The sequence below is a fragment of the Bifidobacterium sp. RTP21102st3_E2_RTP21102_210122 genome (assembly GCF_040916945.1).
Lineage (GTDB): Bacteria > Actinomycetota > Actinomycetes > Actinomycetales > Bifidobacteriaceae > Bifidobacterium > Bifidobacterium longum.
The window spans coordinates 299,254-316,613 of the sequence record NZ_JBCPAN010000003.1 but is presented as its reverse complement, the minus strand read 5'-3'; the positions used below and the strand labels follow the sequence as shown (position 1 = coordinate 316,613).

22 protein-coding genes and 5 tRNA genes are annotated in these 17,360 nt (G+C 58.6%); 10 read left to right on the top strand and 17 right to left on the bottom strand.

Going from position 1 to position 17,360, the window contains the following annotated elements; all coding sequences use genetic code 11:
- Positions 1 to 66 precede the first annotated feature (66 nt).
- The 11 genes from ruvB to AB5287_RS05255 all read right to left on the bottom strand — a co-directional run bounded on the left by ruvB (position 67) and on the right by AB5287_RS05255 (position 6,631).
- Positions 67 to 1,131, bottom strand: a complete 1,065-nt coding sequence (gene ruvB, locus AB5287_RS05305; RefSeq protein WP_007057107.1) for a Holliday junction branch migration DNA helicase RuvB — start codon at positions 1,129 to 1,131, stop codon at positions 67 to 69.
- Positions 1,131 to 1,757 (bottom strand): Holliday junction branch migration protein RuvA, encoded by a 627-nt coding sequence (ruvA, locus tag AB5287_RS05300; protein WP_007057108.1) that lies wholly within the window; start codon positions 1,755 to 1,757, stop codon positions 1,131 to 1,133. Before ruvA ends, ruvB begins: the two co-directional genes overlap by 1 nt.
- A 57-nt stretch (positions 1,758 to 1,814) precedes the next feature.
- On the bottom strand, positions 1,815 to 2,399 hold the full coding sequence (gene ruvC / locus AB5287_RS05295) for a crossover junction endodeoxyribonuclease RuvC (protein WP_007055752.1): 585 nt from the start codon (positions 2,397 to 2,399) through the stop codon (positions 1,815 to 1,817).
- Positions 2,400 to 2,404: 5 nt separating this feature from the next.
- Positions 2,405 to 3,160 (bottom strand): YebC/PmpR family DNA-binding transcriptional regulator, encoded by a 756-nt coding sequence (locus AB5287_RS05290; RefSeq protein ID WP_007052855.1) that lies wholly within the window; start codon positions 3,158 to 3,160, stop codon positions 2,405 to 2,407.
- Between the two features lie 140 nt (positions 3,161 to 3,300).
- A complete protein-coding gene (locus AB5287_RS05285; protein WP_013140773.1) occupies positions 3,301 to 3,885 on the bottom strand; it encodes an HIT domain-containing protein in 585 nt (194 codons plus the stop codon).
- Between the two features lie 52 nt (positions 3,886 to 3,937).
- A complete protein-coding gene (gene thrS, locus AB5287_RS05280) occupies positions 3,938 to 5,971 on the bottom strand; it encodes a threonine--tRNA ligase (RefSeq protein WP_007054284.1) in 2,034 nt (677 codons plus the stop codon).
- A 148-nt stretch (positions 5,972 to 6,119) separates the two neighbouring features.
- Positions 6,120 to 6,195 (bottom strand) — tRNA-Gly (locus AB5287_RS05275).
- 31 nt (positions 6,196 to 6,226) lie between these two features.
- Positions 6,227 to 6,299: transfer RNA gene (locus AB5287_RS05270), tRNA-Val, on the bottom strand.
- Positions 6,300 to 6,347: 48 nt separating this feature from the next.
- Positions 6,348 to 6,419 (bottom strand) — tRNA-Val (locus AB5287_RS05265).
- 41 nt (positions 6,420 to 6,460) lie between these two features.
- A tRNA-Cys gene (locus AB5287_RS05260) sits at positions 6,461 to 6,531 on the bottom strand.
- A 27-nt stretch (positions 6,532 to 6,558) separates the two neighbouring features.
- Positions 6,559 to 6,631 (bottom strand) — tRNA-Gly (locus AB5287_RS05255).
- Between the two features lie 159 nt (positions 6,632 to 6,790).
- Here AB5287_RS05255 and AB5287_RS05250 point away from each other — a divergent pair.
- Positions 6,791 to 7,624, top strand: coding sequence for a PAC2 family protein (locus AB5287_RS05250; RefSeq protein ID WP_368220830.1), 834 nt, complete (start codon positions 6,791 to 6,793; stop codon positions 7,622 to 7,624).
- 214 nt (positions 7,625 to 7,838) lie between these two features.
- On the opposite strand, the gene uppP is transcribed toward AB5287_RS05250, so the two are convergent.
- Entirely contained in the window at positions 7,839 to 8,723 is an 885-nt protein-coding gene (uppP, locus tag AB5287_RS05245; protein WP_007052850.1) for an undecaprenyl-diphosphatase UppP, read from the bottom strand.
- A gap of 144 nt (positions 8,724 to 8,867) precedes the next feature.
- On the opposite strand from uppP, the gene AB5287_RS05240 reads away from it, so the two are divergent.
- Positions 8,868 to 9,659, top strand: a complete 792-nt coding sequence (locus AB5287_RS05240) for a fructosamine kinase family protein (RefSeq protein WP_007054285.1) — start codon at positions 8,868 to 8,870, stop codon at positions 9,657 to 9,659.
- 122 nt (positions 9,660 to 9,781) lie between these two features.
- Here the strand turns inward: AB5287_RS05240 and AB5287_RS05235 are convergent, their stop codons facing one another.
- Positions 9,782 to 10,957: a site-specific integrase gene (locus AB5287_RS05235; RefSeq protein ID WP_007055127.1), complete on the bottom strand. Its 1,176-nt coding sequence runs from the start codon at positions 10,955 to 10,957 to the stop codon at positions 9,782 to 9,784.
- Positions 10,958 to 11,094: 137 nt separating this feature from the next.
- Here AB5287_RS05235 and AB5287_RS05230 point away from each other — a divergent pair, with 137 nt between their 5' ends.
- Positions 11,095 to 11,274: a hypothetical protein gene (locus AB5287_RS05230; protein ID WP_007052846.1), complete on the top strand. Its 180-nt coding sequence runs from the start codon at positions 11,095 to 11,097 to the stop codon at positions 11,272 to 11,274.
- A 76-nt stretch (positions 11,275 to 11,350) separates the two neighbouring features.
- Positions 11,351 to 11,809, top strand: coding sequence for a GNAT family N-acetyltransferase (locus AB5287_RS05225; protein ID WP_007058648.1), 459 nt, complete (start codon positions 11,351 to 11,353; stop codon positions 11,807 to 11,809).
- A 132-nt stretch (positions 11,810 to 11,941) separates the two neighbouring features.
- On the opposite strand, the gene AB5287_RS05220 is transcribed toward AB5287_RS05225, so the two are convergent.
- The 3 genes from AB5287_RS05220 to AB5287_RS05210 are packed head-to-tail and all read right to left on the bottom strand — an operon-like array spanning position 11,942 to position 13,759.
- Positions 11,942 to 12,751: a hypothetical protein gene (locus tag AB5287_RS05220; RefSeq protein ID WP_143247961.1), complete on the bottom strand. Its 810-nt coding sequence runs from the start codon at positions 12,749 to 12,751 to the stop codon at positions 11,942 to 11,944.
- A gap of 16 nt (positions 12,752 to 12,767) precedes the next feature.
- Positions 12,768 to 13,139, bottom strand: coding sequence for an ImmA/IrrE family metallo-endopeptidase (locus AB5287_RS05215; protein WP_131205511.1), 372 nt, complete (start codon positions 13,137 to 13,139; stop codon positions 12,768 to 12,770).
- A 20-nt stretch (positions 13,140 to 13,159) separates the two neighbouring features.
- On the bottom strand, positions 13,160 to 13,759 hold the full coding sequence (locus AB5287_RS05210) for a hypothetical protein (RefSeq protein ID WP_127052949.1): 600 nt from the start codon (positions 13,757 to 13,759) through the stop codon (positions 13,160 to 13,162).
- Positions 13,760 to 13,907: 148 nt separating this feature from the next.
- On the opposite strand from AB5287_RS05210, the gene AB5287_RS05205 reads away from it, so the two are divergent.
- Positions 13,908 to 14,159, top strand: a complete 252-nt coding sequence (locus AB5287_RS05205; RefSeq protein ID WP_049136814.1) for a helix-turn-helix domain-containing protein — start codon at positions 13,908 to 13,910, stop codon at positions 14,157 to 14,159.
- A gap of 231 nt (positions 14,160 to 14,390) precedes the next feature.
- On the opposite strand, the gene AB5287_RS05200 is transcribed toward AB5287_RS05205, so the two are convergent.
- Positions 14,391 to 14,723, bottom strand: coding sequence for a hypothetical protein (locus AB5287_RS05200; RefSeq protein WP_347047098.1), 333 nt, complete (start codon positions 14,721 to 14,723; stop codon positions 14,391 to 14,393).
- Between the two features lie 73 nt (positions 14,724 to 14,796).
- On the opposite strand from AB5287_RS05200, the gene AB5287_RS05195 reads away from it, so the two are divergent.
- The 5 genes from AB5287_RS05195 to AB5287_RS05175 all read left to right on the top strand — a co-directional run bounded on the left by AB5287_RS05195 (position 14,797) and on the right by AB5287_RS05175 (position 17,353).
- Positions 14,797 to 15,564 carry a phage antirepressor KilAC domain-containing protein gene (locus tag AB5287_RS05195; RefSeq protein ID WP_347047097.1) on the top strand — a complete coding sequence of 256 codons (768 nt, stop codon included), beginning with the start codon at positions 14,797 to 14,799 and terminating at the stop codon, positions 15,562 to 15,564.
- A 347-nt stretch (positions 15,565 to 15,911) separates the two neighbouring features.
- Positions 15,912 to 16,310: a hypothetical protein gene (locus AB5287_RS05190; protein WP_196024958.1), complete on the top strand. Its 399-nt coding sequence runs from the start codon at positions 15,912 to 15,914 to the stop codon at positions 16,308 to 16,310.
- Positions 16,307 to 16,570 carry a hypothetical protein gene (locus AB5287_RS05185; RefSeq protein WP_007055275.1) on the top strand — a complete coding sequence of 88 codons (264 nt, stop codon included), beginning with the start codon at positions 16,307 to 16,309 and terminating at the stop codon, positions 16,568 to 16,570. The genes AB5287_RS05190 and AB5287_RS05185 overlap by 4 nt, the downstream gene beginning before the upstream one ends.
- Positions 16,554 to 17,027, top strand: coding sequence for a RusA family crossover junction endodeoxyribonuclease (locus AB5287_RS05180; RefSeq protein WP_196024956.1), 474 nt, complete (start codon positions 16,554 to 16,556; stop codon positions 17,025 to 17,027). Before AB5287_RS05185 ends, AB5287_RS05180 begins: the two co-directional genes overlap by 17 nt.
- Positions 17,024 to 17,353 (top strand): hypothetical protein, encoded by a 330-nt coding sequence (locus AB5287_RS05175; protein ID WP_196024954.1) that lies wholly within the window; start codon positions 17,024 to 17,026, stop codon positions 17,351 to 17,353. The genes AB5287_RS05180 and AB5287_RS05175 overlap by 4 nt, the downstream gene beginning before the upstream one ends.
- Positions 17,354 to 17,360 lie beyond the last annotated feature (7 nt).

The following is a 17,360-nucleotide window of genomic DNA, read 5'->3' as shown; positions in this document are numbered from 1 at the left end:
ACGAAACAACTCCTTCAAACGAGCGACATTGACGAAACGCCGCCAAGTGTGCAAACAGGAGAAAGTCTAGAAGAGCTTGCTGACATCATCTTTGGGCGTAATCCCCAAATGCTGCCATGCCTTCTCGGTAGCCACGCGGCCTTTGGGCGTGCGAATCATAAAACCTTCGCGCACGAGATACGGCTCGCACACGGTTTCCACGGTTTCCGATTCCTCGCCCACCATGGCCGCCAGATTGTTCAGGCCCACGGGTCCACCGTTGAAGTTGCGCACGATGGCATTGAGCACGGCGATGTCCAGCCGGTCGAGGCCTTCGGAGTCGATCTGGTACAGGGCCAGCGCCTCCTTGACGTCGTCCGGCCGCACCACGATCAGGTCGTGGACGATGGCCCAGTCGCGTACACGGCGTAGCAATCGGTTGGCGATACGCGGCGTGCCGCGCGAACGCAACGCAAGCTCATGAGCGGAACCCGCATCAAGGTTTACGCCCAGTACGTTGGCCGAACGTTCGATGAGCTTTTCCAACTCCTCATGCGGATAGAAGTCGAGATGTGCGGTGAAGCCAAAGCGTGCGCGCAACGGGCTTGGCAGCATACCTTCGCGCGTGGTGGCACCGATGACGGTGAATCGCGGCAGGGTCAGCGGGATGGAGCTTGCGCCCGGGCCTTTGCCGACCATCACATCGACGCGGAAGTCCTCCATCGCGATATACAGCAGCTCTTCGGCGGCGCGCGGCAGACGATGGATCTCGTCGATGAACAGCACTTCGCCGACGTCGAGGGAGCTCAGAATCGAAGCAAGATCACCGGCATGTTGAACCGCAGGACCGGAAGTCACGCGAATCGGCACTTCAAGCTCATTGGCAACGATCATGGCCAACGTGGTTTTGCCCAAGCCAGGAGGGCCGGCAAGCAGAATATGGTCCGGTGGCACATCGCGTTTGCGGGCCGCGTCCAGGAACAGTTGCAGCTGGGCCTTGAGCCGTGGCTGTCCGATAAAGCCTTCGAGAACATGGGGGCGCAGCTCCTCGTCGCTGACCGGCTCGTTGCCGATCGGCTGGGAGGAGACCATGCGCAACGACTCTTCGTTGGCACCGGTGTTGGAGGCTCCGTAATCCGTTGTCTCGCTCATCAGCGGCCCCTATCCATCAGCGCCAAAGCCAGACGTAGCACACGCGGCACATCGTCGGTGGCAAGCGGCGTGGGAATATCGTTTTCGGCGCAAGCCTCGGCAACGGCCTGTTGGGCGTCCTGCTGACGCCAGCCAAGTGAAATCAGTCCTTCGACAACCTGTTCCGTACCGGTATCCACCGGAGACTTGGATATTGCCGCCTGAGCGGAAGCACCCTCGATCTGACTCAAATCAATAGAGCCCTTAAGCTCGAGGATGATTTTCTGTGCGCCCTTCTTGCCCAGCCCCGGAGCCTTGGCCAGCGCGGTGGCGTCGTTGTCGGCGATGGCGTGGGCCAGCTGACTCGGCGTCAGTGTGGAGAGTAACGATTGGGCCACTTTAGGTCCAATGCCGGAGACCTTGATGAGTTGCAGAAAGGTTTTCTTGGCGTCCCGATCCAGGAATCCATGCAGGGTAATGGCATCCTGAGAGAGGTTCATATAGGTGAAGACGCGGGTGTCTTGCCCGGCGTGCAGACGGCTCAGGTCGGTGGCGGACATGCGCACTTCGTAGCCCACTCCCCCAACATCAATCAATGCGGTATCGGTTTCGACCGATTCAACCCGCCCGGTCAGCATGCCGATCATACAGGTACTCCTTCAGGGCTCCAGGATTCAAGACTCGAACAACTGTTCGAAAGTATACTACATGCCTCGGTCGTGGTTGATGCGGCGGCGCGTGGATTTCTGTGCGGCCTCAGCCCACTGGCGTTGCGCGGCGGTCAGATGTTGTTCGCGTTCGCCGCCCTGCAATGCGCCTGCCGGGCGCAGCGCATGGCAAATGGCCAAAGCCAAGGCATCGGCGGCATCGGCGGGAGTCGGCATTTTGGTGAGGTTCAAAATACGTGTCACCATACGCTCCACCTGAATCTTCTGCGCCTGCCCGTTACCGGTGATAGCCAGCTTGGCTTCGGTAGGCGTATGCAACGCCACGGGAATATTGCGTTGCGCGGCGGCGAGCATGGCGAGGCCGGCGGCCTGTGCGGTACCGAGTACGGTGTTGCGGTTGGATTGTGCGAACACTCGTTCGATGGATACGGCATCGGGTGCGAAGCGATCCATTTTCTCGGACAGGCCGTTGTAGATGGCCAGTAGACGCAGATCCTGGGTGATATCCGGTGAGGACCGCACCACGTCCACGTGAATAAACGAAAGCCGGCGGTGCTCGCCGGCTTCGATCACGCCGACCCCGCAACGTGTGAGCCCGGGGTCGACGCCAAGGATAATCACGAGGACTACTCCTCGTCGAGCTGGGCCATCACCTCGTCGGAAGCGGTCCAGTTGGAGTAGATGTTCTGCACATCGTCGAGGTCATCGAGGTTGTCGATGAGCTTGGACACCTTGCGGGCATCTTCAAGGCTCAACTCGACCTCGTTCTTCGGCTGCATGACCTGGTCGGCGGAATCGTAGTCGAAGCCGGCTTCCTGCAGAGCCTTGCGCACGGTGAACAGGTCGGACGGACCGGTCACAACGGTGAACACTTCACCGTCATCGGTAACGTCCTCGGCACCGGCTTCGGCGGCGGTTTCGAACAGCTTGTCGAAGTCCACGCCCTCGGACGGCACCACAATCTGGCCCTTGCGCTCGAAGTTGAAGGACACGGAGCCGGAGGTGGCCAGAGAGCCGTTGCCCTTGGTCAGGGTGGAACGGACTTCGGCGGCCGCACGGTTGCGGTTGTCGGTCAGGCATTCGATGATGAGGCCAACGCCGGCAGGAGCGTAGCCCTCGTAGACGATGTCTTCGTAGTTGGCGGCACCATCTTCAGCACCGGCACCACGCTTGACGGCGCGAGCGATGTTGTCGGCCGGCATGGAGGCCTTCTTGGCCTTGTAGATGGCATCGTACAGGGACGGGTTGCCGTCCGGGTCGCCTCCGCCGAGGCGGGCGGCGATTTCGATGTTCTTGATGAGCTTGGCGAAGAGCTTGCCGCGCTTGGCGTCGATGGCGGCCTTCTTGTGCTTGGTGGTCGCCCACTTGGAATGACCTGACATAATGCTCCTAGCAATTATTGAAACGGATGATGTCAAACGAAACGATTGTAGGCCGTTAATCAGACATACCCGTGATGTTTCCGATGATTGTCTTGTTATGCGTACCGATAAGACCGGTCACGCGGGGTGCCGCACCTGTGTTAGGCAAGCGGCAGATGATACTGCGGAGCCAGCTGTTCGAATGCCTGGGCATAGGCTTCTCGCTGGTCGGACAGCAGAATAGGCATGGTGCGTGTCTGGGCGACGATGGGCATGAAGTTCGCGTCACCATTCCAGCGAGGCACTACATGCTGATGGAGGTGAGCGGCGACTCCTGCGCCTGCTACTTCGCCCTGATTAATGCCGATATTGTAACCGTGCGGACGGGAGACGGTTTCCATCACCTTCATGGCGAGGGTGGTGGCCTTCTCGAATTCGAACAGTTCGGCATCGTCGAGTTCGGTGATGAATCCGACGTGACGGTACGGGCAGATCATGAGATGCCCGACATTGTATGGGTAGAGGTTCATGATGGCGAACACGTGCGTGCCACGCCAGGCGATGAGGCCGTCTTCGTCGGATTTCTTGGGTCCGGCGCAGAACGGGCATTCCTTCGTCTTGGGCTTGGTTGGGCGATCCTCGCTGTTGCGCAGCACATAGGTCATGCGCTGCGGAGTCCACAGTCGTTCGACCGTGTCCTCCTGAGGCGGAAAGTCCGCCGGATTATCGACACGCACGTCAGTCATTTTCGCGCCCTTTCTTGGCTCCCCTCAGAGAGGGGAGCCAGTACCATTCACATCACTCAGCCACAGCAGCGTTGAAGTCGTCGGCGGAGTTCACCTGGACGCGCTTCTTGATGACGGTGAGAATCTGCTCGCGAGCAGTGTCCACCGGCACACCGTTGAGCTGGCTACCGTCGCGGAAGCGGAAGCTGACCGCGTTGTTGTTCATGTCTTCCTCACCGACGATGAGGATGAACGGCACCTTGGACTTGGAGGCGTTGCGAATCTTCTTGCCGAAGCGATCGTCGGAGTAGTCGATCTCGCAACGGACCATCTCATCTTCAAGGGACTTGACGAAGCCGGCCAGATGCGGGGCAAACTCGTCGGCAACCGGCACGCCGAGCACCTGCACGGGGGCCAGCCACGCCGGGAAGGCACCTGCGTAGTGCTCGAGCAGCACGGCGAAGAAGCGTTCGATGGAGCCGAACAGGGCGCGGTGAATCATCACCGGGCGCTGGTGGGTGCCGTCCTTCGCGATGTACTCGAGCTGGAAGCGCTCCGGCAGGTTGAAGTCGAGCTGGATGGTCGAGACCTGCCAGGTGCGGCCGATGGCGTCGCGGGCCTGCACGGAGATTTTCGGGCCGTAGAAGGCGGCGCCGCACGGATCGTCGACGAGCTCGAGGTTGGATTCCTTGGCGACCTCGGCGAGCGTGTTGGTGGCCTCCTCCCAGATCTCGTCGGAGCCGACGTACTTGTTCGGGTCCTTGGTGGACAGCTCGAGGTAGAAGTCGGTCAGGCCAAAGTCCTTGAGCAGGTTCAGCACGAAGGTGAGCAGGCTGGTGAGCTCGTCCTTCATCTGCTCGCGGGTGCAGTAGATGTGGGAGTCGTCCTGGGTGAGGCCGCGCACGCGGGTCAGGCCGTGGACCTCGCCGGACTTCTCGTAGCGGTACACGGTGCCGAACTCGAAGAGGCGCAGCGGCAGCTCACGGTAGGAGCGCTGACGCGACTTGAAGATGAGGTTGTGCATCGGGCAGTTCATCGGCTTGAGGTAGTAGTCGGCGCCCGGCTTGGTGATGTTGCCGTCCGCGTCCTTCTCCTCGTCGAGGTGCATGGGCGGGTACATGCCGTCCTTGTACCAGTGCAGGTGGCCGGAGGTCTCGTACAGGCCGCCCTTGGTGATGTGCGGGGTCTGCACGAAGCTGTAGTGGTGCTTGCGGTGCATCTCACGGGAGTAGTCCTCCATAGCGTTGATCACGGCGGCACCCTTCGGGTGGAACACGGCCAGGCCGGGGCCAATTTCATCCGGGAAGGAGAACAGGTCCATCTCGGCGCCGAGCTTGCGGTGATCGCGTTTGGCGGCTTCTTCCAGGCGGGTCTGGTAGGCCTTGAGGTCTTCCTTGGTGGCCCACGCGGTGCCGTAGACGCGCTGCATGGTCGGGTTCTTCTCGGAACCACGCCAGTAGGCGGCGGCGGAACGCTCGATCTTGAAGGCCTTGATGTAGCGGGTGTTCGGCAGGTGCGGGCCGCGGCACAGGTCCTTCCAAACCACATTGCCATCACGGTCTACGTTGTCGTAGAAGCTGAGCTCCTTTTCGGAGATCTCGGTGGCGGCGGCCGGGTCGAGGTGTGCTTCCTTGTCTTCGATCAGTTCGATCTTAAAGGGCTGGTCGGCCTCTTCCTTCAGAGCCTCTTCCTCGGTCACGGAACGACGGCGGAAGGACTGGGAGGACTTGATGATGCGCTGCATGCGCTTCTCGATGTCCTTGAGGTCGTTCGGGGTGAAGGGCTGGTCGACCTGGAAGTCGTAGTAGAAGCCGTCCTTGATGACGGGGCCGACGCCGAGCTTGGCGTTCGGGTAGACTTCCTGCACGGCCTGGGCCATGACGTGGGTGGCCGAGTGACGCATGATTGCGAGGCCGTCTTCGGAGTCGAGGGCGATGGGGTCGACGGTGTCGCCATCGTTCAGCGGCGTGTACAGGTCACGGTTCTCGCCGTTGATCTTGACCGCGATGATGTTCTTGTCTTCCGCGAACAGTTCTACGCCGGTGGTGGTTGCTTCCACCTCCTTCGCTTCGCCGTTGACGGTTATGGAGATGGTAGCTTGCGCCATGATTTGTCCTTTGCTATCGGGGCCCACGGTACTAATGTGCAGGCCTGGACTGGTTAATCAACGTAGGACACGATAGGTTGGGCGTGCGACAAATACCACCAGCATCTGAACCAATACGAAAAAACCTCGCCGAAGCGAGGTTTCGTTGTGGAGCGGACAACGGGACTCGAACCCGCGGTCTCAACCTTGGCAAGGTTGCGCTTTACCAACTAAGCTATGTCCGCAAAGGAATCCGCCGTGAGAAGCGGAATCCAGTGGGCGATGTAGGAATCGAACCTACGACCCCTTCGGTGTGAACGAAGTGCGCTAGCCGCTGCGCCAATCGCCCGAATACTCGGTTCTTCAGTTATATCCAGTCGAATTGCTTCGACTTTCGTGGGCGATACAAGATTCGAACTTGTGACCCCTTCCGTGTCAGGGAAGTGCGCTACCACTGCGCCAACCGCCCGGGTCATATTTCATCCCATTGAATTGCTTCGCTGGTCTGAGAGGTGGGTACGAGAGTCGAACTCGTCTATACGGCTTTGCAGGCCGCTGCCTAACCGCTTGGCTAACCCACCGTAAGGTCTGTCAACTCACGGACCTAGAGCGGACAACGGGACTCGAACCCGCGGTCTCAACCTTGGCAAGGTTGCGCTTTACCAACTAAGCTATGTCCGCGTGTGTTTCCTTGGCGAGGTCTCCCTACCGAAGCACGAGTGTTTACTATACTCACATGCGTGTAGTTCGTCCAGCTGCGGCGTGTCGCCTGTAATTGCATACTCTCGCTTATGGCTAAAGCGTGCGCTTCGGGCAATGAATTCCAGTTACTCTAGAGGTATGAGTGAAGCAGCGAAGGACACCGGCGCAGTATTGATCGCCGCATTCGAGGGATGGAATGATGCCTGTCAGGCGGCGACGAACGCGGTGCGCCATCTGGTCAAGCGATATGAGTCCCGCGAGATTCGTCATATTAGATGTGATGATTTCTATGACTATCAGGTTGCCCGTCCTATGCTGTGCCATGTTTCGGGACGCACCAATCTTATCTGGCCACAGACCACGTTCTACGACATCACGTTGGACGCAGGCAAGCATATCTATGCGCAGATCGCCCCCGAACCAAACTATCGGTGGAAGGAATACTGTAGCCAGAGTCTGGCCATTGCCGATGAGCTGGATGTCAATCGGATCATTACGTTAGGTTCGATGTTCTCCGATTGCCCGCATACCCGTCCGTTGCCCATCGCCGTCAGCGACGGAGACTGTCAATGCGAAGGAGACCGGTCGTATAACGGCCCGGTAGGCATTCCTACCGTTTTGGATGTGGCCGCCGCGCAGCAAGGTTTTGCTCATTCCTCGATGTGGGTGTCCATCCCCCAATATTTGGGCAGCGACGAATGCTCTGCCGGCACTATACGATTGCTGGATGCGTTGGGCAAGCATATCGGCTTCATCTTCGATACGGCAGACCTGAAGCAGAAAGCCGAACAGTGGAAGGCGCAAGCCTCGATACTGGTTCGTTGCAATGACCAGCTTCACGATTATGTGGAGCATTTGGAGCACGACTACGACTTGCAGCAGAAAGCCGAGGCGGAGGCTTCATTGGGAGCGCCCCAGGCCGAACAACTAGTCAAAGAAGCAGAAGCGTTTCTGCGCCAGATGGGCAATTAGCCCATATATGGTGTGCTCCCGCTGGATGAACAGCCCTGTGGGCTGTTCATAGCAGTGCACCATGTGCACGTCGCACAAAATGTCGGGAGCTGGCTCGCGTAGCGAGACTGAGGGTGGTTCTGCTGGCATATTCCAGTGACCACCCTCAGTCAGCTTCGCTGACAGCTCCCGCCAGCGGGAGCACCATTAATATTGAGTCGCCTATCGACCCGTCTTATGCCGCAGCCACCACGGAGGGATCGATGGCCGGCAGCACGCCCACAATCAGCAGCAAGGCGACGACCACAGCCAAACCGATGCGGTAGATGGCGAAGGCCTTATAGGAGAAGTTCGATACGAACTTCAGGAATCCGATGATCACGATGTAGCCGAGTACGAAGCTGATGACCATGGCTACGAGGGTCGGCCCCCAGCCGGGGAACATCGCATCGGTTTTGTAGTTCTTCACGGCCTTGATGGCTTCGAGCAAACCTGAGCCGAACACCGCGGGGATGGCCATCAGGAAGCTCAGACGCACAGCGGCCTCACGCGTGTAGCCCAGTGCGCGACCGACGGTGATGGTGCCGCCGGAGCGGGACACACCAGGAATCAGCGCCATGGACTGGCCCAAACCGAAGAGGAATGCATCACGATACGTCATATCATTCATGGTTTTGTTCTGGCGAGCCTTGGCATCCACCATCCACAGCAGAATGCCGAATACCAACAGCACGGTTACCGTAATCCACAGGTTGCGCAACGAGGTTTCGATGACGTTCTGCAGAGTGAAGCCGAGGATAATAATCGGAATCGAGCCGACGATAATGTTCCAGCCGAGTGTGGCGTAATTGTCGCCGCGGCCCATGCGGGCCTTCCAATCCTTGCCGTTCTTGCCGAACAGGCAGCTGAACCAGTGAGTAAGGATATTGATGATGTCGTGACGGAAATACAGAATCACCGCAAGTTCGGTGCCGATTTGGATGATGGCGGTAAACGCCGCACCGGGATCAGAGCCCAGCATCAAATCGCCGAAAATACGGATATGCGCGCTGGAGGACACTGGGAGATATTCGGTCAGCGCCTGAACGATGCCGAGAATGATCGCTTGGAAAAAATTCATAACCCCTCGTGATTTCTAAGTATTTGATGTGTTATGACGATGAACACCCTACCCAAGGGGGTGTAGAACAACACTAAGAATCGGTAACATCCACGGCTTCTACAATGAAAGTGGATATAGTACGTAAGCGACGAAGGGAGCATTATGGCCACGTATCGCAAAAGCAGGGCATTCGCACCGGAAGGATTCTTCGAATGCGAGGGTCGAGGACTCGAATGGTTGGGAGCGGCTCATGCGCAAGGCGGCCCGCGCGTGGTGCAGGTATACGGCTGGGGCAAGGATTATCTGGATATCGAACGTGTGGGTAGCGCGTCCCCCACGCCTCAGGCGGCACGAGCTTTTGGCGCGGCTCTGGCCCGTATGCATGATGCGGGTGCCAAGTATTTCGGGTCTGCGCCTGACGGATATAACGGCACATGCTATTTCGGACCATTGCAGGACCCGGTGAAAATGGATACCGGCGAGTGGACCGACCCGATCAGCTATTTCGCTGATGGACGTCTGCGCCCGATGGTCAACCTTGGTGTGAAACGTGGCGAGCTGGATAAGCGCGATGTCGAGTTGACTGAGCGTGTGATTGAAGCGTTGCCGGATCTGATGGGCCGCGCCGCGGCCGACAAGCCGGCGCGCATCCACGGTGATCTGTGGAGCGGCAATGTGATGTGGACCGCCGATTCCGGGCAGTCCGAGGCCGTGCTCATCGACCCGGCGGCACATGGCGGTCATCGCGAGGAGGATCTGGCTATGCTGCACCTGTTCGGCATGAGCTATCTGAGCGAAATCACCGAGGGCTACCAGTCCGTACATCCGTTGAAGGCCGGATGGCAGGAGCGCATCACGCTCTGGCAGCTCTACCCCATCGCCGGCCATTGCGTCTTCTTCGGCGGCGGCTACGTCAACGAATACCGCTCCATGTGCCGCTCCCTGCTGAAGTAACAGACTTGGCTCCCCTCAGAGGGGGAGCCAAGAACGCATCCGCTCTCAGCTCAGTGCGTCCTTCAACTTGCTGAAGAACCACCATTCGCAGGAATGGCGTGATTCCAACGTTTTTAAGGGTTTCAGACGGGCTTCAAAACGTTTTTGCCCACATTTTGCCCACATTCTTCCACGCCCGTCTCCACCTGCACGGCGGCATCGAGCAGACGGGCCACGTCCATAAGGTCGCTGTCGAACAGATCCGCGTACACGTCCAACGTCATGCTCGCGTTCTTGTGGCCCAGCATCCTCTGCAGGGCCTTGACGTTCGCGCCCGCATGCACGGCCAACGAGGCGGCGGTGTGACGCAGGTCGTGAGGCACCGGCCAATCGTCCCGCTTCCAGCCCAGACGGGTGAGCGTGTGCGTCCACCATCCCGTCTCGCGGGCGAGGCTCTGCTTGCGGATAGGGCCTCCACGCACGTCACGGAACACGCGCTCCTCGTGTTCGCGTTGCTCGCATATCGGTTTGAGCGCGTCCATGACTATGCGGGGCATGGGCACGTCACGGCGTTCGTGGTTCTTCGGGGTGCCCTCGGCCCATTTGGCGTTGACGTATACGAGGTTGCGGCGCACGTGCAGTATGCCGGCGTCGAAGTCGAGATCGCGTCTTTGTAATCCGGCCGCTTCGCCCCATCTCAGCCCGCAGAAGCCCAATAGCAGTATGAGCGCCCGGCGCTCCTCTCCCAGCTTCCGGCAGTTCGACGCTTCGTTGGCGAGTGCCAGCAGTCTGGTAATGGTCAGGTAGATGCGGCGATCCTTGCGTTTGGGGAGTCTCGGCAGTTCGATGCCGTCGCACGGGTTGGAGGAGATGAGCTTGTCCCGCACAGCCATGCTGCATATGCCCTGCATGATCTGGTATGGGCGGCTGACGGATGGTGCGCCGGACTTATCGATTATGCTTCCGACCCATGCCTGGACTTCGGCGTGTGTGATGCTGCCTATCTGCCGTTCTGCCCATTTGGCCTCGCAGTGGCATTTCCATGCGCTGTCCATGTTGGAACCCGAAGTCGCCTTCCAAAACGGCTTCTTTTCGGCAATCCACTGGTCATGCAGCGTGCCTATGCGTTGTTTGCCGCCTTCCGGGTCGATGTAGCTGCCGGTGGCCTTGGCTATGGTGACGTGTTCCGCAGCCCACGTCTCCGCGTCAATCTTGCGGCGGAAGCCCCTCTTGTCGGTTTGCGTGCCGTCGGGTTTCCGATAGCGGACTCGATACCTGTTTTCGCCTTTGGCCGTCCTGTATCTGGTGATGTTCGCCATGATTTTTTCACTCGCTCATACTTGTTTTCGGTTTTAACGTGTTTTAACTGGTATTAATGTGTTTTAATGAGATTTGACGGATAACAGGGAAATTAATAAAATATTCTCTTTACGCCAAAATCGGAAAGGAGACGGCCATGACCATGACCGATACCGGCGTGAAGCCGATTCCGGCATACGTGCCGCCCGAGGACGGCAAGCCACGCAACGCCGTGGACGAGAAATGGATGAAGCTGACCCGCAGCGCCCGCCATTACATGGAACGCAGGGCAAAGGCCCGGAAGGAAACCATCGATGGGTCTGAAGCTCGTCATTGAGCGCGAATGCTCCAGAGACCATCAGACGGCCCTCAGGCAGTTCCTGTGCTGTGAACCTGGAGGCCCCGAATGGGCGATGGACCCGCAACGCTACATACGTGACCTCAGCGTGCGCAAGACCCCGAAGGGGATCATGCGCACGCTTCTTGTCGTATCCGGAGATATTCCCCTGCATGATGACGTGGTCGGCTTCTGCGAATACGGCGTAGCCGTGGAAACGACCGATGAGCATGAGGGCGTCTACCAGATCTCGTATATCGCCACCGCTTTGAAGGTGCGTGGCACACATCTCGGAGACACTCTGCTCTCCTCGGTTATCGTGCGCCTGCGTGACGATGCCTGGCGTTTCAACCGCACGCCACTCGTGCTCACCCAGGTGGATCCGCGCAACAAGCCCAGCATGGACCTGTTCACACGATTCGGATTCATGGACGAGGGGCCGGATCCCGACGACCCGGAATACCATCTGCTGTCCCTGGAGTTTACCCCGCAGGAGCGCGGAAACTACTTCGGCAGCACACTCGCGTTCTTCTGACATTTCGGGTATAGCTCCGCCAGGCCTATCGGCTATGATGGGGAGGCGAAGCATCCTCCTTTCCAATTAAGCAAGCTGGTCGATGTTTCACACGCCCTGCCGATGTTCCAGATCGACAGGGCAATTCTTTTTCTATCGATTGACCACGTAATTCGGGTCGGTGACTATATAGGAGTAGTTGTCCTCCCCGCCGGTGCCGGAATACACGTCTCCGACGTCGCGGAATGCTATGGCAACCATCTTCGCGTCCAATGGAACCTGGAACGGATAGGTGACCGTGCTGGTCAATCCCGGCTGGAGCTGGGCGTTGCACTCGGGGTTGCCTTCGACCTGATACAGATTCTTGATGGGCGTGTATTTCTGGTTCTTCGAGTTCAACGCGACTATCTCATAGGGGTAGCTGCAGGTGATGTCCATCGGACTGCTGGTGTTGTTCGTGACCTCCACCTTGGCCACCCAGTACTTGGTGTTCGCGTCCGGTGTCTTTGGCCCGTATTGGCCGTTGCTGCATCCGTCGCCGCATGTGTCGAAGCTGATGGTGGGCTGTTCGCCGGCTTCGAGGACCTTCATTTCGACGCCGCCGCTGACGGCGGTCTCCCCCGTGCCCGAAGCGTCGGTGTTGGATCCCGTGTCGTTGGGATCTTCCTGGGGGTTGAGTTTTTCGTTCGCGTCGGCTAGCTGCGCTTTGACGGAGTCCAATGATGTATTGAGGTCTTGGATGTCCGACTTCTGCTGGTTGATGATGGGCGTGGCGTACAGGTACATGCCTCCGAGTCCGCCGGCTAGTCCCACGACCAGTCCTATGGCTGCGGCGATGGCGATGACGGCCGCCGTTGGGAGCTTCTTCTTCGGTGCCGGCGTTGGCGCGGATGGTGCTGCTGCGGGCTGGCTATCCTGCGTTGCCGGCGGCTGCTGTGCCTGCATGGGGGTTGGCTCGGTCACGGTTCTCTTCTTTCTTCTAGACGACCACACTGTCGTGCAGCCAGTTCTTGTAATCTTCTATGACTTGTACGGTCACATCGAGTTCGCATGCGATGAGGTACGAGTCCGCACCGTACATGCGCTCGGCTATCGCGTACTCATGCGGGTTGATGAGACGCAGGGCGGTATATAGTCTTGCGCGGCGTTCGGCTTTCGACCCGTAGGGACTGCAGCCTTGGTCGTGGTTGTGGGCGTGCACGAGCTCATGGCAGAGGGTACAGCGTTTCTGGAAATCCAGCATGGTCTCATCGATAACGATGAGGTGCTTGGGTTCATAGTAGAAGCCGCATAACCCCTGCTGCAGCTGGCATTCCTCCACCCGAATGCCGCTGTTGGAGGCTTCCCTCAGGAGGTCGTCATAGGTGACGTTTATCGTCCTTCGCCCCCTTCCCTTTCAAGCTCCTTGTTCCGGTCATGATTGGCGGCAGCCTCAAAGGTTTCGGGGTTTGCCGCGAACTTCTCTGCCAGCTCTTCTCCGATGCTTGAATAATGCTTCGTTTTCTTATTTGATTGCTTGAAATTATCTTTGGACAATGTAGGGATGTCATCTACTTCGGAAATAGGCCGAAGATCTGAATCAGAGTCCTTCTCGCTTGATTCGTTGCGTAGACGAGCTTCGTTCATATCCTCATCGGAAATCACGATAGGCTCATTCCATCGAGGATTCCGCTTTGCTGCTCCTGCTGCCAATCTGATTGCCAGCTCATGAATGAGCTCCTCATCTGTGGCATCACGAAGAGCGTCGGAAGATTCTGATTTTCTCAAATCATCGTCATCGATAAGACCCACCGCGACAAGACCGTCGATAGCTGATCCACCGTAAGCTCGCGCAATCTTTACCACGTTTTGCGGGGATAACTTATCTGGGAGTTGTCGGTAGAGAGACGATGGGACGATGCCTGCATTGTCGGCCACGGTGTTTTGACTGTCGTTTCCGACTGTTTCCTGGTACCACTGTTCAATGTTCATGTTTTGCATTATGCAACATTTTCTATTTCTTTGCAACACGCCGTGTTTTGCATTTCGCTTGACTTATTTCGCATCGTGCATTGTAATAATTCGCAGAACGCAACACCAAGGTTGCGAGATGCAAACCACTGAAAGGAGGTTGCCTGAGATGGCTTACGCGATGACCTTTAAACCGGATTTCCTCGAGCGCTGCAAGCGCATGAGCGGGCTGAAATCCAATGCGGCTTTCGCCGGCGCTATCGGCGTCAGCGAAAGCGTGCTGTCGAAAGCAATGCACACCAACATCGTCTCCCCGACGATGATTGTCGGATTCAACCGCGCATTCGGCTTCACGCCAGGTGAAATAGCCGAAGTGACCGAAATACCGGACAAGGATCTCAAACCCGAGGCGGTGGCGTGATGGTTAGGACCTACCGGCTTGGCGGCGCGGAACGTGAGAGGGCCCGTGCGCTGATTCGCATTCTCGGCATCGACATGGATCGCGTCAGATGGTTGGATGGTCACCCGATGACGGTTCGCGTGTTCGATGACGGCAAATGCTGGGTCGAATACACGGGACTCGTCGTCTGCGACAAGGAAGACATTGGCTTCTGTCTCCGTGGGCTCGAGCCCGCGGATGTCGGACCGGGGTCTATAGGGACAGGATCCGGGAATGCCGGAACAGGATTCTTCGCGAGGATACGCGAATGTCTCTCGATTTCGAGGTCTCGACCATCGCGACGATGACGGTGCCGGACTCATGGCGCTTGAGCTTGGAGTCCCCACGGTATTCGACGATAGCGCCGCCCGTCGGCGTCACTCGAATGTCTCGTTCGGTGAGCCACCCGTTGTTGCGCAGTATCCACCCGTCCCCATCCGTCTTCTCCACTCCCCAATCGGTCGAGAGGTACAGGCGTCGTTCCGCGTCGAAGGACAGCAGCAACGCCATCAATCCCATCCAGTTGTCCGCCAGCCATTTCCACATGGCTCAGATTCTAGCCACAAAAAATGCCGCCGATTGCAGCGGCGGCGAATGTCAGATTGAAAGAAGGTCCAAAATGACTGAATCCAATGTACAGCCCTTCGAGTTCAGGGGCAACCCGGTCGCCACGGTGACCGCGGAGAACGGGACGGTGCTGTTCTGCGCGAAGCACGTCGCCACCGCACTCGGATACAGCAACACCCGTGACGCAATCGCAAAGCATTGCAAGGGTGTCGCGAATCGCTACCCCCTTGAGACGGCCGGTGGAATCCAACAGGCCGTGTTCATCACCGAAGGCGACGTGTACCGCCTCATCGCCAGCAGCAAGCTCACCAGCGCGGTCGAGTTCGAGCATTGGCTGTTCGACGAGGTCGTACCCCAAATCCGTCGCACCGGCGGTTACATTCCCCAGGGCGAGACCCCGGAGGAGACGATGGCGCGCGCGGTGCTCATCGCGCAGAGAACCATCGAAGACCAGAAGAAGCAGCTTGAGGCCCAGAGGCCGAAGGTGCTGTTCGCTGACGCTGTCGCAACGTCGAAGCGGAGCATTCTGATTGGGGAATTGGCGAAGATCCTCAAACAGAACGGCGTGAAGACCGGCCAGAACCGGTTGTTCAAGCAATTGCGTGAGGACGGTTTCCTGATGAAGCGCAACGGGAATCCGAACATGCCGACGCAGAAGAGCATGGAACTGGGGTTGTTCGAGGTCAAGGAAACATCGATTGCCCATTCGGATGGTCATGTGTCGTTGAACTTCACGACGAAGGTCACGCCCAAGGGCCAGCAGTACCTCATCCAGAAGTATCTGGGCTGCACTCCCCTTGACTTGGAAGCGGGTGCGTGATGGCCGGTAGTCAAATCGAATCGTCTCTTGACGGCTGGCCGATCGCCAAGGTGGCGAGCTTCCTTGGTGTCTCGAAGGGCAGTCTCTACGTGTGGTCGTGCCACGACAAGTGGGGAGGCCGGTATCCGCCCGCGCCGAAACGCGTAGGCCGCAGGCTCGTTTGGAATCCACAGGAGGTCATCGACTACCGGGACCGGCGGTGCGCGATAAGCCGCAGGGAGCTGGTCTACGGCGAATAAGGGTTTCCCGGATTCGAAACCGGGAGAAAAGGAAGAGGTGCCGGCGTCGCACTGCCAAGGTTCACGCCGGCACCAACATCACCAATCACATTGAAAGGAAGACAAGTGATGTCAAACAACAAGATTAGCGGTATCCACGCCATCGGCGTCGAGGTTCCGGAGGACATGTCGCTGAAGGAGCTCATGGAGCAGCTGCTTGAGGGAGGAGAGGCTGAGTTGGAGAAGGAGTTGGACGAGGAGATGCGCCAGCCGGAAACCGGCAAGTGCGATTGTCCGGCGTGCGATCCGGACAAGGACACCGTGGAGGAAAGATTGTTCCATCCGGTCGATCAGTGGCAGCACGCCGTCGATGTGGCCAGTGACGTGCATGACGCGTCCGGCTCTCTCGAACACGCGCTGTTCGAGCTGGGTGAGAACCAGTTGGCGTTCGAGGCGTCGATGATCCTCAGCCAGTCGCTGACCCTGCTGCGTGCCATCCAACGCAAGCGCAAGGAGGTTGCGGAATGAGCATCGAAGCATTGCGCAAAAAGAAGCGTATGCGCCGACCCCGGCCGAGGTTAACGGACGGGCAGAAATCGGCCGTATTACTGGCTCTCACGTTCTTCGAGGGTTGGCTGGTCGGTTTCGCCGGCACGCATAGTCGCATCCCAAGTCCGGTGGGTACGCCGCAGTGGATGATAACCGGCTCGCTCGCATTGGCGGTCATCCTGCCGCTCATGTTCGTGGGAATCCTGTTGAAGTGGGGCGGCGATGGAACAGCCAAGTGAGTTCACGCTCTGCTTGCCGGGCGACCCGGTGCCGAAGGGCAGGCCCCGCGTCTACAACGGGCATGCGATCACTCCGAAACGCACCGTCAGGGCGGAGGAACGCCTGTTCGCGGAATTCCGGTTGAAATACCCGCAGGCGGAACCGTTCCAATGCCCCGTGCGCTTGGAGGCGGAGTTCTGGATGAGCCATAGGGGTCGGCCCGACCTCGACAACCTGCTGAAGCTGGTTTTGGATTCATTGAACGGCGTCGCCTACGTGGATGACGCGCAGGTCGTCGAATCCCACGCCAGCAAGCGGATGCCCGACCTATGGGTCTACGGGTCGAAGGGCCGCTACCGGAAGCGCAAGAGCGGCGACCCCTACACGTGTTGCGGGCACGAGTACGAGCCGCACCTCTCTATCCGTATCAAGCCGCTCCCGGAATGGGAGCCGAACAAGCAAGGAGAACAATCATGAGCAAGCCGATCAACGAGCCACGCATGGTGCAACAGGCGCTCGTATCCGACGAGGACCTGAGCTTCGAACTGGCGGCCCTGGTGCCGACCGCGAACGGGATCACGAACGCCGCATCCACGTTCATCGACAAGGCCACCAAACTGTTGCTGTCCGACAAGATCATACTCACCAACGAGCAGCATACGGCCGTCACGTCGGCCATCGCCATCGCCCAACTGACCGTCAAGGAAGGCGCGGTCATATCGAAGCTGCTGCGCAACCCGGACGCTTCGGCGGAGGTCATAGCCGGACTGCGACTCACCTCCGAGGACAGGCAGGATGCCTGACCGGCGT

Coding starts and splice junctions, on each gene's coding strand:
- AB5287_RS05235 (WP_007055127.1), bottom strand. CDS start 10,957: ATGGCGAACATCACCAGATACAGGACGGCCAAAGGCGAAAACAGGTAT.
- ruvA (WP_007057108.1), bottom strand. CDS start 1,757: ATGATCGGCATGCTGACCGGGCGGGTTGAATCGGTCGAAACCGATACC.
- AB5287_RS05175 (WP_196024954.1), top strand. CDS start 17,024: ATGAGCAAGCCGATCAACGAGCCACGCATGGTGCAACAGGCGCTCGTA.
- AB5287_RS05205 (WP_049136814.1), top strand. CDS start 13,908: ATGGCTTACGCGATGACCTTTAAACCGGATTTCCTCGAGCGCTGCAAG.
- AB5287_RS05230 (WP_007052846.1), top strand. CDS start 11,095: ATGACCATGACCGATACCGGCGTGAAGCCGATTCCGGCATACGTGCCG.
- AB5287_RS05225 (WP_007058648.1), top strand. CDS start 11,351: ATGGACCCGCAACGCTACATACGTGACCTCAGCGTGCGCAAGACCCCG.
- AB5287_RS05250 (WP_368220830.1), top strand. CDS start 6,791: ATGAGTGAAGCAGCGAAGGACACCGGCGCAGTATTGATCGCCGCATTC.
- uppP (WP_007052850.1), bottom strand. CDS start 8,723: ATGAATTTTTTCCAAGCGATCATTCTCGGCATCGTTCAGGCGCTGACC.
- AB5287_RS05210 (WP_127052949.1), bottom strand. CDS start 13,759: ATGAACATTGAACAGTGGTACCAGGAAACAGTCGGAAACGACAGTCAA.
- ruvB (WP_007057107.1), bottom strand. CDS start 1,131: ATGAGCGAGACAACGGATTACGGAGCCTCCAACACCGGTGCCAACGAA.
- AB5287_RS05200 (WP_347047098.1), bottom strand. CDS start 14,723: ATGTGGAAATGGCTGGCGGACAACTGGATGGGATTGATGGCGTTGCTG.
- AB5287_RS05180 (WP_196024956.1), top strand. CDS start 16,554: ATGGAACAGCCAAGTGAGTTCACGCTCTGCTTGCCGGGCGACCCGGTG.
- AB5287_RS05190 (WP_196024958.1), top strand. CDS start 15,912: ATGTCAAACAACAAGATTAGCGGTATCCACGCCATCGGCGTCGAGGTT.
- AB5287_RS05195 (WP_347047097.1), top strand. CDS start 14,797: ATGACTGAATCCAATGTACAGCCCTTCGAGTTCAGGGGCAACCCGGTC.
- AB5287_RS05290 (WP_007052855.1), bottom strand. CDS start 3,160: ATGTCAGGTCATTCCAAGTGGGCGACCACCAAGCACAAGAAGGCCGCC.
- thrS (WP_007054284.1), bottom strand. CDS start 5,971: ATGGCGCAAGCTACCATCTCCATAACCGTCAACGGCGAAGCGAAGGAG.
- AB5287_RS05285 (WP_013140773.1), bottom strand. CDS start 3,885: ATGACTGACGTGCGTGTCGATAATCCGGCGGACTTTCCGCCTCAGGAG.
- AB5287_RS05240 (WP_007054285.1), top strand. CDS start 8,868: ATGGCCACGTATCGCAAAAGCAGGGCATTCGCACCGGAAGGATTCTTC.
- AB5287_RS05185 (WP_007055275.1), top strand. CDS start 16,307: ATGAGCATCGAAGCATTGCGCAAAAAGAAGCGTATGCGCCGACCCCGG.